The 11,697-nt window shown below is 44.2% G+C and carries 19 protein-coding genes, 1 tRNA gene and 1 other RNA gene; 5 read left to right on the forward strand and 16 right to left on the reverse strand.

Translation table 11 applies throughout. From position 1 onward, the window contains the following. Positions 1–138 precede the first annotated feature (138 nt). The 5 genes from CL55_RS06125 to dnaX form a co-directional block, all read right to left on the reverse strand. Positions 139–1,557 carry a carbohydrate porin gene (locus CL55_RS06125; protein WP_052728784.1) on the reverse strand — a complete coding sequence of 473 codons (1,419 nt, stop codon included), beginning with the start codon at positions 1,555–1,557 and terminating at the stop codon, positions 139–141. A gap of 179 nt (positions 1,558–1,736) precedes the next feature. Then, positions 1,737–1,853, reverse strand: a complete 117-nt coding sequence (locus CL55_RS10905; protein WP_082091904.1) for a TA system antitoxin ParD family protein — start codon at positions 1,851–1,853, stop codon at positions 1,737–1,739. A 450-nt stretch (positions 1,854–2,303) separates the two neighbouring features. Further along, positions 2,304–2,918, reverse strand: coding sequence for a recombination mediator RecR (gene recR / locus CL55_RS06135; RefSeq protein ID WP_046330301.1), 615 nt, complete (start codon positions 2,916–2,918; stop codon positions 2,304–2,306). After that, complete coding sequence (locus CL55_RS06140; protein ID WP_046330302.1) at positions 2,918–3,241, reverse strand: YbaB/EbfC family nucleoid-associated protein; 324 nt, start codon at positions 3,239–3,241, stop codon at positions 2,918–2,920. The genes recR and CL55_RS06140 overlap by 1 nt, the downstream gene beginning before the upstream one ends. A gap of 28 nt (positions 3,242–3,269) precedes the next feature. Then, on the reverse strand, positions 3,270–4,961 hold the full coding sequence (gene dnaX, locus CL55_RS06145) for a DNA polymerase III subunit gamma/tau (RefSeq protein ID WP_046330303.1): 1,692 nt from the start codon (positions 4,959–4,961) through the stop codon (positions 3,270–3,272). A 32-nt stretch (positions 4,962–4,993) separates the two neighbouring features. On the opposite strand from dnaX, the gene ffs reads away from it, so the two are divergent. Next, positions 4,994–5,091: signal recognition particle sRNA small type (gene ffs, locus CL55_RS10510), an RNA gene on the forward strand. A gap of 15 nt (positions 5,092–5,106) precedes the next feature. Here ffs and CL55_RS06150 read toward each other — a convergent pair. The 6 genes from CL55_RS06150 to CL55_RS06165 form a co-directional block, all read right to left on the reverse strand. After that, positions 5,107–5,541, reverse strand: coding sequence for a DNA-binding protein (locus CL55_RS06150; RefSeq protein WP_205621259.1), 435 nt, complete (start codon positions 5,539–5,541; stop codon positions 5,107–5,109). Then, positions 5,510–6,139 (reverse strand): nucleotidyltransferase domain-containing protein, encoded by a 630-nt coding sequence (locus CL55_RS06155; protein ID WP_046330305.1) that lies wholly within the window; start codon positions 6,137–6,139, stop codon positions 5,510–5,512. Before CL55_RS06155 ends, CL55_RS06150 begins: the two co-directional genes overlap by 32 nt. Before the next feature lie 152 nt (positions 6,140–6,291). Then, complete coding sequence (locus CL55_RS10645) at positions 6,292–6,441, reverse strand: hypothetical protein (protein ID WP_156156274.1); 150 nt, start codon at positions 6,439–6,441, stop codon at positions 6,292–6,294. A gap of 25 nt (positions 6,442–6,466) precedes the next feature. Then, entirely contained in the window at positions 6,467–6,868 is a 402-nt protein-coding gene (locus CL55_RS06160; RefSeq protein ID WP_046330306.1) for a hypothetical protein, read from the reverse strand. An 88-nt stretch (positions 6,869–6,956) separates the two neighbouring features. After that, complete coding sequence (locus tag CL55_RS10840; protein ID WP_257719922.1) at positions 6,957–7,088, reverse strand: hypothetical protein; 132 nt, start codon at positions 7,086–7,088, stop codon at positions 6,957–6,959. A gap of 132 nt (positions 7,089–7,220) precedes the next feature. Beyond that, positions 7,221–7,472 (reverse strand): hypothetical protein, encoded by a 252-nt coding sequence (locus tag CL55_RS06165; protein ID WP_046330307.1) that lies wholly within the window; start codon positions 7,470–7,472, stop codon positions 7,221–7,223. Between the two features lie 302 nt (positions 7,473–7,774). On the opposite strand from CL55_RS06165, the gene CL55_RS06170 reads away from it, so the two are divergent. The 4 genes from CL55_RS06170 to CL55_RS06180 all read left to right on the forward strand — a co-directional run bounded on the left by CL55_RS06170 (position 7,775) and on the right by CL55_RS06180 (position 9,438). After that, positions 7,775–7,993, forward strand: a complete 219-nt coding sequence (locus CL55_RS06170) for a hypothetical protein (RefSeq protein ID WP_046330308.1) — start codon at positions 7,775–7,777, stop codon at positions 7,991–7,993. A gap of 360 nt (positions 7,994–8,353) precedes the next feature. Beyond that, positions 8,354–8,527 carry a hypothetical protein gene (locus CL55_RS10650; protein WP_156156275.1) on the forward strand — a complete coding sequence of 58 codons (174 nt, stop codon included), beginning with the start codon at positions 8,354–8,356 and terminating at the stop codon, positions 8,525–8,527. 32 nt (positions 8,528–8,559) lie between these two features. Continuing rightward, positions 8,560–8,985, forward strand: a complete 426-nt coding sequence (locus CL55_RS06175) for a bactofilin family protein (RefSeq protein ID WP_046330309.1) — start codon at positions 8,560–8,562, stop codon at positions 8,983–8,985. Positions 8,986–9,033: 48 nt separating this feature from the next. Next, complete coding sequence (locus CL55_RS06180; RefSeq protein ID WP_046330310.1) at positions 9,034–9,438, forward strand: hypothetical protein; 405 nt, start codon at positions 9,034–9,036, stop codon at positions 9,436–9,438. 59 nt (positions 9,439–9,497) lie between these two features. Here the strand turns inward: CL55_RS06180 and CL55_RS06185 are convergent, their stop codons facing one another. The 5 genes from CL55_RS06185 to CL55_RS10655 form a co-directional block, all read right to left on the reverse strand. Next, positions 9,498–10,025: an HD domain-containing protein gene (locus CL55_RS06185; RefSeq protein WP_046331209.1), complete on the reverse strand. Its 528-nt coding sequence runs from the start codon at positions 10,023–10,025 to the stop codon at positions 9,498–9,500. 488 nt (positions 10,026–10,513) lie between these two features. Continuing rightward, positions 10,514–10,837, reverse strand: a complete 324-nt coding sequence (locus CL55_RS06190) for a hypothetical protein (protein ID WP_046330311.1) — start codon at positions 10,835–10,837, stop codon at positions 10,514–10,516. Between the two features lie 171 nt (positions 10,838–11,008). Next, the gene (locus tag CL55_RS06195) at positions 11,009–11,224 is read right to left on the reverse strand and encodes a BrnA antitoxin family protein (protein WP_335337477.1); all 216 of its coding nucleotides are present in this window, start codon (positions 11,222–11,224) and stop codon (positions 11,009–11,011) included. A 5-nt stretch (positions 11,225–11,229) separates the two neighbouring features. Continuing rightward, the gene (locus CL55_RS06200) at positions 11,230–11,508 is read right to left on the reverse strand and encodes a BrnT family toxin (RefSeq protein WP_046331211.1); all 279 of its coding nucleotides are present in this window, start codon (positions 11,506–11,508) and stop codon (positions 11,230–11,232) included. A gap of 117 nt (positions 11,509–11,625) precedes the next feature. Beyond that, a tRNA-Phe gene (locus CL55_RS10655) sits at positions 11,626–11,697 on the reverse strand.

Genomic DNA, 11,697 nt, shown 5'->3' on the forward strand with positions numbered 1-11,697 from the left:
TTAGCCCTGAATGTGGATTTCCCTACATTTCAAGGGGTTTTAATGATTATAGGGCGCCAGGCGCAAATGTCCACGAAATACGAATTCTTATCTTATTGATTCTAAAGACAATAGTGAATTTATCCCTGCTTGGAATGCCTAGAATTCAGCATGAACCCTGAAAGACAGGATATTTACCGGCCCACGCGCAGAGTTATAGGCCGGATTGATGATGTGCTGGAAGTTCACACCCGCAAGCACGTTCTTGATCACAGTAGCGTTGTAATAGACCTCACCAATTCGCTCGGGTGAATAAGAAATCGTCTGACTAGGACTGGCGTAGTCACCAATGAAATAAGACACGCCTCCTGCTTGCAAGTAGCCACGGCGATAACTGGATAAACCGTTTTGCATCATCGAAATACCAACGCTATCACTGGGGCGCTGCCAACTTGTGCCATTCATGCCCATACCTACGGATATGGAATTGTCTGCTTCAGTAAACGACATGGTCTCGGTCTTACCATCGGATGTGAACGCACGGCCATAGATACCAAGGTCTTTGGTCAAGGCCTGCTCACCATGTATACCAATACCTGTCTTAATTTGATTGCTATTGCGTACATTGTTAATCGCTTGCGTACCCTGACGTGCTCCTGGATTTTGATCAATATAGTTCGTAGCATCCTCAAAGCGCGCCAAAATCATTTTGTTGCGGTAGGCTAAGACGCTGACCTTGCCTGGCAGATCAGCAATGTTATGTTGGCGCTCTACTTCTACTTGATCACCATAGGCATTAAAGATTTGCCAATTGAGATCACGACCATTCGGTGACTTAGGAGCGAGCATGCGCGAGGCTCGCATCACCCAGTTATCTAAATACCACTCACCAGCCAAGCCCCAGCTATAGCCTCGGGCATCAGCTGCATAGTCATAAGCTAGATAGGTCATATTGCCCCAGTTCATAAACTGGATGCGGGGATCTTTGGCATAACGGCTATCGTCAAAGATATCGAGCGTTGAGAACTGACCACCGGTAAGCACTACGCGATTACTACTCACTGTTTGGGTAATGTGATTAGCCTGATCCTCAATCACAAGCTTATCGCCCTCTTGATTGATGGTGTGACGTGCAAAGGCTCTTGCAGAATAAAACTTCGCTTGTGTGCCAGAAGCTTTACTACCTTCACCATTGGTAAATCCACCCAGTCCTACTAAGCCTGAAAAGGGCACACCCGAAACTACTTCTGGATTGAAATAGATATCGGTATCAGGAGCAATACGTGCGCCCATGAATAAGGTTCCAGACCAGCTGTAACTCATGGAGTTCTGAGCTTTCAAGCTGTTCTGACCAGAATAAGATGAATTGAAATTCTTATAACGCTGATTAATATAAGTTGTTTGGCCGTGGATATTGACTGGCAAACCAAAGAGTTCTCCTTCTGTAGGAAAGCTCTCAATGGGTGAGGCAAACGTTGCGATTTGGTCTGAACCAGATCCGGCCTTCTGGGCGAGCGCAGTCGTACTGAACAAGAAAGCAAATAAGCAAGGTAGAAGAAGGTAGGATTTGCGGGTCATTCAGAATTTCACATTACTTAGTATCGACGACCAATGAATAACTAAAAGCCAGATCAACCAGGGTAAACACAAGACAGCTCGGATAGGCACGGCGTGAGATTGAAGCTCAACAGGGGTGCAGGCCAAATTATCCTCAAAAAGAGGTAATTTACCTAGAATTTATGTCGGCTTAGTGACCATTAGAGTCCCGGGGATTGGGCATTGAGGATATCTAACAATCTTTTGCCTGTTAACTGGGAGTTGTTTTCTGCAAGTTTTCCTAAGCGAGTCCAATGCTCAATTTGTTGAAATGGCAATCAACCCTCTAACCTTCCCACTCTCCTAGCATGCATCACTAGATTCTGAGACAACCCAATCACTTTGGGCATTTAAATAGACAAAACATTTGTCATGAAAATCTTGCGATCGATGCTTTCAATCATCATATCTATGGGTATTGCCTTAACCCCGCCTCTTCGCATTTCTCTCATGGATCTATCAGCCAGCTTTAGATCATATTGATCCTCCATTCGCCTGCGGTGTAAGTCATCTAATAACTCGCCTACATCATTAAATCTGACCTCATTGAACGCCTCGATCTCTCCCAATGCCATTAATGTAAGTAAGCGGTTTTCATTAGGTCTTGAGGGCATCTTTTAGTCGGTCAGAGAGAAGATCTGACTGCGTTGTAGTTAAAAGATGAATGTAGCTCTTTGGCGTTTTAATTTCAACGACAAGAGCAAAAGGGTTTTAGAAAACTACTTTACTTAGCGACGATCCATCAGCGCTCTGGCCAAAGTACCTGCATCCACATACTCCAACTCTCCACCCACCGGAATGCCTCTAGCAATTCTGGTGACTTTAATACCTTTGGATTTAAGCACTTCACCAATGTAGTGGGCTGTAGCTTCACCTTCACTGGTGAAATTCGTTGCTAGAACTACTTCTCTGACGGGCACTCCAGTATCGGGAGCTTCAATTCGATTAAGCAATCGATCAAAATGAATTTCATTAGGGCCCATGCCATCCAGTGGTGAGATACGGCCCATTAATACAAAGTAATTGCCCTTAAAACTCATAGTCTGCTCAACCATGACCTGGTCGGCAGGAGTTTCCACAATGCACAGCAGAGATGGATCACGACGATCATCCATACAAGTGCCGCAGATTTGGGTCTCTGAAAAAGTATTGCAACGGGCGCAGTGGCCTACAGTTTCAACAGCTTCACCTAATGACTGAGCAAGTACTGCTGCGCCATTACGATCATGCTGCAGCAAGTAAAAAGCCATACGCTGCGCAGACTTAGGCCCTACTCCAGGCAATACGCGCAGTGCCTCGATCAAACGACCAAGTGCATCTTGCGGAGCTTCTTGACGCGCCATTAAAACGGTAACTTAAATCCAGGAGGCATTGGCATACCCGCAGTAGCACCAGACATTACTTGTGAACTAGCGGCTTCTACTTGTTTGAATGCCTCTGTATAGGCAGTAACTAGTAAGTCTTCGAGCATTTCGCGATCGTCCATTGCACCTGGATCAATCTGTACACGCTTCATTTCGTGTTTGCCAGAGATGGTGACTTTCACTAAACCACCAGCTGCTTGGCCGGTGACTTCTAGCGCAGCTAATTGCTCTTGCGCTACTTTCATCTTCTCTTGCATCTGCTGGGCTTGTTTCATCAAACCCGCAAGGCCACCTTTCATCATCGCTTTATTTCCTTATGTTTTCTGATCTTTAGATTGGCTTCACAGAGCCACCAACTACTTTGGCTCCAAACTCTTTTTGTAATTGCTGAATAAATGGATCTTGTGCAATCAATTGCTCTGCATTGAGTCTTTTCTCTTGGTGTATCTGGGCATCGACTTTTGCTACGGTTTTGCCTTCCACTTCACCTTTTTCAATCACTACTTTCACAGGTTTGCCAAAGTATGCAGTCAGTGAATCTGCAAGACGATTAATAGAGGCTTCAGAAGCTAATTGCGGCATGGGCGTAACCACCGTAGCGCGCACGCCTGCTGGTGAATCTTCCCAATCTTGTAACTCTGTCTGAAACGCTAACTGTTGTACTAGGCCTTTAATTGGCAACTGGCGGACCAAAGTATGCCAGTCAGGACGATCTGCACTAGAAGCAATTGGCGCCGATGCAGCAGGCTTAGCTGGCGCTACAACCGCAGCTGGAGCTGGGGGTGCAGACCTGACTGGGGCAGCTGTTTGGTTTGCTGGTCTGGGTGATCGAGGTGCTGATGTTACCGAAGCTACCGGGGGTGCGGAGTTACTGCTGCTGTTGCTATTACTACTGTTGCCCCCTGCTCTGCTGGGAGTTTCATTTCCTGGACGAAAGGCCAACATCCGCAAGAGCGTCATGGCAAAGCCAGTTTGCTCATCTGGTGCCAGTGATAAATCGGGGCGGCTTGTAATGCTAATTTGGTAGAAGAGTTGCGCTTCTTCTTTTGTCAGTGCGCTAGCTAAGCGATGAATCTCTGCAGCTTCTGGCCAATCTTCTAAGACAGATTCGGGAACAATTTGCGCGGCAGCGATTTTTTGAATGAGACTCGATAGATCCGCCAGCGCTAATGAGAAAGACATACTGCGCTCACCCATTTCATTGGAAATCGCCAACAGTGTTGCGCCATCTTTTGCGATGAGTGCATCTAAAATTTTAATGAGGTATGCGTCATCGAGCGTGCCCAGCATCCCGCGCACAGCTTCTTCAGTTACTTTACCTGCGGCGTACGCAATGGCTTGATCAGTCAGTGATAAAGCATCACGCATGGAGCCTTGCGCTGCTTTTGCTAAAACACGTAGTGCATTGGTCTCACAGTCCACTTTTTCTGCGGCGAGTACTTTTTCTAAATGCTCCACGATGAGCGGTACTGGCATTTGCTTGAGATTGAACTGCAGGCACCGCGACAAAATGGTAACTGGAATCTTTTGTGGATCTGTAGTTGCTAGTATGAACTTCACATGTTCAGGCGGCTCTTCGAGCGTTTTGAGCATGGCATTAAAGGCATGATTGGTGAGCATGTGCACCTCGTCAATCATGTAGACCTTGTAACGTGCATTACTCGGTGCGTAGGCTGCTTTTTCTAATAGAGCGGCAATGTCGTCTACCCCGCGATTACTCGCAGCATCCATCTCTATATAGTCAACAAAGCGGCCTGCATCGATTTCTAGGCAAGCTGGGCATTTTCCACAGGGTTCTGAGGTCATGCGACCCTGACCATCTTCCCCCGTGCAATTGAGGGCTTTGGCCATAATTCGGGCGATTGTGGTCTTTCCGACCCCGCGAGTGCCTGTAAAGAGCCAAGCGTGGTGCAATCGACCCTGATCTAAGGCATGGGTCAGAGCTTTGACCACATGGTCTTGTCCTACCAATTGGGAGAAGGTTTTAGGGCGCCACGAACGGGCTAAAGCCAATGCTGTCATGTATTACATTCTAACAAGCTAAAATGGAATTGGACGGGCCTCCCCGCATGGCGGTTTGGATAACCTGGTCAGGTCGGGAACGAAGCAGCCAAACCCAATTCTGTCAGTGCCGGGGGTCGGGCTCGTCCACCCTACCCCCTTGGAATTAATCTAAGAAATCAGCTTTTTTAGCAATCCATCCTTTTACGCGACCTAATAGCGCCTGGGCTTGTTTAATCGCTTCATTCAACATGACATCACTCACAATATCCCCAGAATAATCAATCACGTTTCGCTGTTTGCGTAGTTGATCTAAGGTAATCAGAGTAGATGAATCTACCCCCATGGTGTGCACCAAACTCTGAATAATGGTTTGATGGTGGCCTGGCTTACTAGTGAGCACTCGATAGCCGTGGGCTTGTAGCGCTGCACTTGATGCTTGAGTAATGGATTTGTATGCCAGATCAAAGCGCCCTTCATTACTGAGCTCCTCGACTTGCGCATCTTTCAAGCTGGCTTGAGAAGCCTCTAGTAAACGTTGAATGCTAAGTTTGTCACGCTCAATTGTGTCAAGCGTTACCCCGATGAGATTTTTTAACAAGTTTTGTGTCTCCATTGATGAGCAGATCATGCTCATTGCCAACGATGTATAGCTTTGGTTTGCTTAGTACATCACGGATGAAGGCTCCATTATCTTGTATTAACTTTGTCCAATCCTTACTAGTAAAGACCTTGGGGTTAATTTCTCTTCCGAGTGTTTCTTGATATGGATGAAGAGTTGCAACGACCTCAGCAAATTTAAGGTCACCAATAATCATGATGTCGATATCACTACCTACAGTAGCTTTGCTGCCTGCAGTTGATCCAAATATAAATGCACATTGAATCTGATTCTCAAGAGGCAACAACCCCTGCAGAAGAACATCCACTAAACCACTGGTTTTTCTCATAATGCTCGCCAACTCCTCGAAGATGGGGCATGAGCGATTCGCTTGGTAGTGTGTTTGATTGCCAATCTTTTTTACTGTCACCAACTCTGCTTGCTCAAGTTTGATCATTTCTCGTTGCAATGTTCCTGGCTCAGTTCCTGTTAAGCGTGCAATTTGGCGCAAGTAATAAGTCTGCTCAGGGTGCAACAGAAGCAAGCCCAATACACGACTGCGGTATTGACTAAAGAGAATGGATGAAAGCGTAGACATGGGACATATATTGCCATAAATTCCCATTTTGTGGCTTTATTAGCAACATTTATTGCTTATTTAGCAACAAATACAGATATCGCAGGAGCAAGCCCTATTACAGAATCCTTAAAACCCTGAGGCACTTTAGGAACTTGAATTAGATCTTAAGTTCATTTTTTCCAAAAGCACGACATACGACGATCAATTCCAGCGGCATAGTCGTGATAAACCCACTTACTACAACTGAATTGATCTACCGTAATTAATACCAAGATGACTAAAGCCAAAAATATCAACGACCATTTAAGAGAAATATTCATACAAGAGGATCCATTGAGATTGCCCTTAGGACTCTATTTTGATTTTCTTAAACTTATCTAGAAGTGCCAAGCTAGCTAAGATTTGATTAGCCATATCGGCATCAATCTCTCCTTTGGCTAGTGCATAGAGCACTTGATCAGCGTGCTCTGCTTCTGGGGCATCTAGTAAGGCCTTAAAGATTTCTTTTTGAGTCATACCTAAATGAATCTGCAATGGCGCCAAATTGATTTGCACAGCACTTCCCTTAATACCAAAGCGCACTTGGGCCATCTCAATGAGTTCACTACGCTGCTTTTCTTGTAACTGGGCTAGCGTTGGTAATGGAGAATTTGCGCCTGATGAGCTCGATGAGGTATCAGCAGAAGAGGCTACAGCAGAGCCTTTGCCATGTTTTTTATATACCAAATCGTCCATGAAATCATCCATAAAAGCCTCCTAAGTCGCTTATGAATGCGGGGGTCATTCATGATCAGAATATTACCGCGATCCTTTGAAGGAGGCTTATTTTAAGAATTTAAAGAATATGAAGCATTCTCAGGATTTGCCAGATCATCAAAATGATCAATAGGACGACAACAGTACGGGCGTCCATGACCAATCTAAATAAACGCAATTGCTTGTGAGTGCATTCAACTGAAACTTGCATGGCAAACCCCTATTAGCTAGAAAAGTTCAGCGTAGAGGTTTGCAATAAAAATGAATAGGGATTAAAGATGATTGGTGTGTAGGAAAGGATTGCGCCCTCCTACACCCAACCAACACAGATTACTAATAGAGATTACTTTTGTGAATCTGAGTTTCTGCCTTGGGTGACCTTCTTACGCAGAAATGCAGGCTTCACTGCTTCAGCACTCATACAGAACATCACGCTATCGTCCAAGTCAGCAATGCGGTTCTTGAGCTTGTCTGAGGAATACATCAATTCTTTTTCCATTGCTTCATGATCACGTCGATCTAGTAGCTTGCGCAAGTAACTGACTGTTTCTGCTAACCAGGGATTCTCATGTGAACGCTCTTCTAACCTTGCCATCAGACGCTCTACAGCTGACCAATTACGATCACTAGTTTGCGGGTTCCTAGCGCGACTTCTAATTCTTTGCCGTTAATCATTTGCTTTCTTCTATATTTGCTTTTATTTGCTAAATCAGGCAAACGCAGTTAGCTACGAAACTAAAGGGCTAAATTACGGAGGAAAGAGCTCATAGATTGAGCTTGTAGCGCCTTTTTTGAGCTATCCCAGATCATTGCTTTATTTGTAAAGACTTCACTTGGGGGATTTCAACACGAGCCAATCACGTGTAAGCTAGAGAAAACTATTAGAAGGAGACACTCATGAGCGGAAAACACGCAATCTCAGTTCATGTCAAAGGCAAAAGTGGCGAGCGCGATATTCTCGAGAGTAAAGATCACGGCCTACTCAATTTACTCAACCGCTATCACTGTGATACGAGTTCTGCTGCATTCCAAACTGATTGGAATACGTATTGCTTAGCCCACTATCAAGAGACACTTGAAATTCAAGATATCAACTACGAGTGGTTCAATGAGTAATTGAAGTGATTTCTACACCAACCGATTGCTAAGGGTTTTCACTCCCTCTTTACGTAGGGATAAATATAAAAAGAAGCACTAATTTCTATAGGGGAATTGCGTCATTTTTTTGTCACATATCTTTTAAAAGTTGGCCCCCTATCTAAATGAATCAAGCACTTAGAAGAGGTATCATTTTGTTGCTTTGCAACTAAATTTCATCTCGTAAAAAACTCAAAAATTGATTGGACAAGTTGGCTCGGCAAGAACAAGATAAAGCCATGTCGATGAATCAGTTAAGCGTGCGAATGGTCCCGTTTCGACACAGCATGAATGAACTGATTTGTTGGCAACCAAATTTATATTCTTGAAGAGCGCATCATGAATAACAAACAATTAGAAATCGAGGAAGACCAACTCCCTAAGTATGCATTTGAATTACAAAGCCACGAATTAGTCGAAGAGAGACTCATTTGGCAGCATCTAGCCAGAAGAAAAATTCATAAAATGCAGCGGGAACAAGAATCAGACTCTCGTAAATCTAGACATGAATAATCTAAGCCTTAATCAACTCCGTGTGAGTAACTATGTTTGATAGAAAACCATCTAGTTCACAACTGTCCTTTGTCAATGAAATTGGCTTAGGATCTAAAGTGCTTGGAAACCTCGAGGGCAATGGCAATATTCGGGTTTTGGGTCATTTTGTGGGCAACATTACAGAGGTAGCAGAGAGCAAAGCAACCCTAGTCATCGACAAAGATGGGGTTCTTACTGGCGACTTGCATTACACCAACCTGATTGTTGCTGGGACGATTGAAGGCACTATTACCGTAGATGAGAAAATTGAGGTCTATCCTGGCGCTCTGATCCGCGGTGATATTCACTATAAATCAATTGATATCCATCCAAACGCAAGAGTCAATGGGCTTCTCACTTGCGCAGTGTTAGATAAGAGCGCCCTTGACTCATCGGATGTGATTGCTTTTGAGCTCACCAAAAAGATCGCCTCATAAGCTACTAAGGTCAATTACTACTGCGGCCACCACTCAATGGAATCCTCTATGACTTTTAGAATTTCGCCTAAAAATGAATTTCATATTACCGAGCGTATGACCTACCGCAAAGACAATAAAGAGATTAAATGTGGTTTTCTGTGGAAAAGCGGAGCATTTATCACCGAAAATCCACCCAACTTTCTAGCGCAATATGATGAGCATATTGGCATTAGTGTAGGCAGTTATGATTTTTCTGAAGTAAATCTCTCTAGTGAAGGCCAGCATCTCATTTACTTCTCAGAGACCACTCCCAAGGTTGAGCAAGCAACGCTCACCGAGATTTTTATGCACAGCAAGACCACTGATGATTTTGATATTGGCTTTCAACACAAAGGTTGGCAATTGGTCGATATGGATATCGTCATGTGGGGTGAGCTGTCGATTACGAGTCATCAGGACCATAGCAGTTAATCGAGCACCTTTCTTTATGGAGCTTAGGGTTTAACTTCAAGGTCTGAACAACAATCAGATTACTGGATTTGATGCACCTGATCCATTAAGCCATCAAAAATCTTTTCCATTTTCGAATTGGTTCCTCGTATACCAGCAATGACAGCAGCGGCCCAGGCAAAATAATCTTGCTTACGCTGTAGATCCCAGCCCGCTGGCGGGGAGACCAAAATATCGCGTAGATTGCAAATCTTATCGGCAAGCTTAACTAGCTTAGCCTCATGACTCGCAAACGGAGCATGTTCAATTTGTAGGCGTTTACGCACGTCTTTGGCGAGTGATTTATCGTCGGTTAACTCTTTGACAATCGCAGTCACTTTTTTACCAAATTTAGCGACTAATTCTTCTTCGGTCGTTTGCGTATCTTCAATGACATCATGCAATAAGGCTGCGCACAGCACATCCCAAGACATCACCCCACCCTCGTTCACCAAAACATTGACTAGCTCAATCGGGTGATTGATATATGGCGTAATTTGCGCATCTTTGCGCCGCTGATTTTTATGCTTCTCTGCTGAAAATGCTAGAGCGTGGACAAAATGATTAATCATGATGTCATCCATTATAGGCACTGCAATTGAGCTTTTCCATTCGCCCATATGCCACAGTCATGTCACTAATCAAGCTACTCAATACTGACTTGGCCAATGACTGCGCCAGGCTTTTGTAAGGCTTCTGCACGGCGCGCGACATACTCCGAATTTTTTGATCCCAGTAAGCCTGTTTGCTTATCAACACTATTACTTAATATTTTTAGGTTTAAAGCCTAGACAGGCAATGTTGGTATTTGCCAAAACTTGAGCGTCTGGAGTTGTCTTAGACTTAATTTCGTATAGCTTGCAGCCATAGGGAAACCTCTTGTCCCAGGTAATGTAGAAAAATTGACATTCTTTACAGTTCATGTTGCAACCATAACATCAAGCCTTAAGTGGCCTCAAATATCACAAGCTCAAATGAAAAAACCACCCGAAGGTGGTTTTGGTGTTTCTTGGTGGCCCGGGGCGGAATCGAACCAGGGCCTAGGATGTTCTTAAATCTATTTACAGTTTTTTCTGTCCATCAGGTCAGAAAGCCGCATCATTCTTGTATCCGCTGCCGCTATAGCTTCGTTAGCATTGCTGTAGGTGGCAATTATGCCGATTGGAAAGAAAATTGCGGCGGCAGTATTTGTGCCTGTTACACCTTTTACATCTTCGGCATCCTTTTTAGCTTTTTCAGCATGTCTATACTCTTCTTTGAGTGACTCGCAGGATAAATCTTTATCTGAAAGTCTTGTTGTCTCAATGACCTTTGGGGTCGAGCAGCCACCGATCAAACCAACGAAAAACAAAACGAGCGCCAAGCGAGTAGTTGTATTCATTCATATTTCCAATATAAAAAATTAGGTTAGCTTAGGTATTGACTTAAATTAATAGGGAAATACCCGTCTCTACTCAAAAGAAAAAACCACCCGAAGGTGGTCTTGGTGTTTCTTGGTGGCCCGGGGCGGAATCGAACCAGGGCCTCAGGAGATTCTCATCCTACCCCTAGACTACTTCCAGCTAAGGTTCAATTTCTTATGCGAAGTAGCGCAATCTCTCAAATAAAGATTAATGAGGCTTTGATAAGGAATACCTACCTCTTTTGATACAGATTTAAAGTAGTTCACTGAATCCTCATCCAATCTAATGGTTATAGGCTTCTTAAGCATGGAAGCATATGGGTTTTTACGTGCTTTTGAGAAATCATATTCTTTACGCATCTTCATCACCTTTAATAAGCTTTTGACTCTTTAGGACTTGCCTTGCGAGCCGAAATAATACGAACAACATTACCCTCGCTACGATAGCAATGGCAAACCAAAATCACTCGAAGAGAATGACTTACTCCCAAGAGAATAAATCTGTCTTCATCCTCCGAATGATCGGGATCAGAAATTAACTTGGCACTTTCATCATAAAACACTGATTTAGCCTCTTCAAATGAAATGCCGTGTTTTTTCAGATTGGCTGAAGCTTTTCTGGGCTCCCATTCAAATCGCAGTGAAGTCATATGTACATTGTACATATATCAATTGGAGCAAGCAACTAGGGTTAAAAATCTTTGGTCATGGCACCCTATCCGCTAGCCCAAATACCAAAACCACCCGAAGGTGGTTTTGGTATTTCTTGGTGGCCCGGGGCGGAATCGAACCACCGACACAAGGATTTTCAATCCCCCACTCACCCAGCCTGAATGGCC

This window comes from Polynucleobacter duraquae (assembly GCF_000973625.1).
GTDB classification, from domain to species: Bacteria; Pseudomonadota; Gammaproteobacteria; order Burkholderiales; family Burkholderiaceae; genus Polynucleobacter; species Polynucleobacter duraquae.

Coding starts and splice junctions, on each gene's coding strand:
- CL55_RS10645 (WP_156156274.1), bottom strand. CDS start 6,441: ATGAATATTTCTCTTAAATGGTCGTTGATATTTTTGGCTTTAGTCATC.
- CL55_RS10840 (WP_257719922.1), bottom strand. CDS start 7,088: ATGCAAGTTTCAGTTGAATGCACTCACAAGCAATTGCGTTTATTTAGA.
- dnaX (WP_046330303.1), bottom strand. CDS start 4,961: ATGACAGCATTGGCTTTAGCCCGTTCGTGGCGCCCTAAAACCTTCTCC.
- CL55_RS06170 (WP_046330308.1), top strand. CDS start 7,775: ATGAGCGGAAAACACGCAATCTCAGTTCATGTCAAAGGCAAAAGTGGC.
- CL55_RS10650 (WP_156156275.1), top strand. CDS start 8,354: ATGAATAACAAACAATTAGAAATCGAGGAAGACCAACTCCCTAAGTAT.
- CL55_RS06155 (WP_046330305.1), bottom strand. CDS start 6,139: ATGTCTACGCTTTCATCCATTCTCTTTAGTCAATACCGCAGTCGTGTA.
- CL55_RS06195 (WP_335337477.1), bottom strand. CDS start 11,224: ATGAAGATGCGTAAAGAATATGATTTCTCAAAAGCACGTAAAAACCCA.
- CL55_RS06125 (WP_052728784.1), bottom strand. CDS start 1,557: ATGACCCGCAAATCCTACCTTCTTCTACCTTGCTTATTTGCTTTCTTG.
- CL55_RS06190 (WP_046330311.1), bottom strand. CDS start 10,837: ATGAATACAACTACTCGCTTGGCGCTCGTTTTGTTTTTCGTTGGTTTG.
- CL55_RS06165 (WP_046330307.1), bottom strand. CDS start 7,472: ATGGCAAGGTTAGAAGAGCGTTCACATGAGAATCCCTGGTTAGCAGAA.
- CL55_RS06200 (WP_046331211.1), bottom strand. CDS start 11,508: ATGACTTCACTGCGATTTGAATGGGAGCCCAGAAAAGCTTCAGCCAAT.
- recR (WP_046330301.1), bottom strand. CDS start 2,918: ATGGCGCGTCAAGAAGCTCCGCAAGATGCACTTGGTCGTTTGATCGAG.
- CL55_RS06175 (WP_046330309.1), top strand. CDS start 8,560: ATGTTTGATAGAAAACCATCTAGTTCACAACTGTCCTTTGTCAATGAA.
- CL55_RS06140 (WP_046330302.1), bottom strand. CDS start 3,241: ATGATGAAAGGTGGCCTTGCGGGTTTGATGAAACAAGCCCAGCAGATG.
- CL55_RS06180 (WP_046330310.1), top strand. CDS start 9,034: ATGACTTTTAGAATTTCGCCTAAAAATGAATTTCATATTACCGAGCGT.
- CL55_RS06160 (WP_046330306.1), bottom strand. CDS start 6,868: ATGGATGATTTCATGGACGATTTGGTATATAAAAAACATGGCAAAGGC.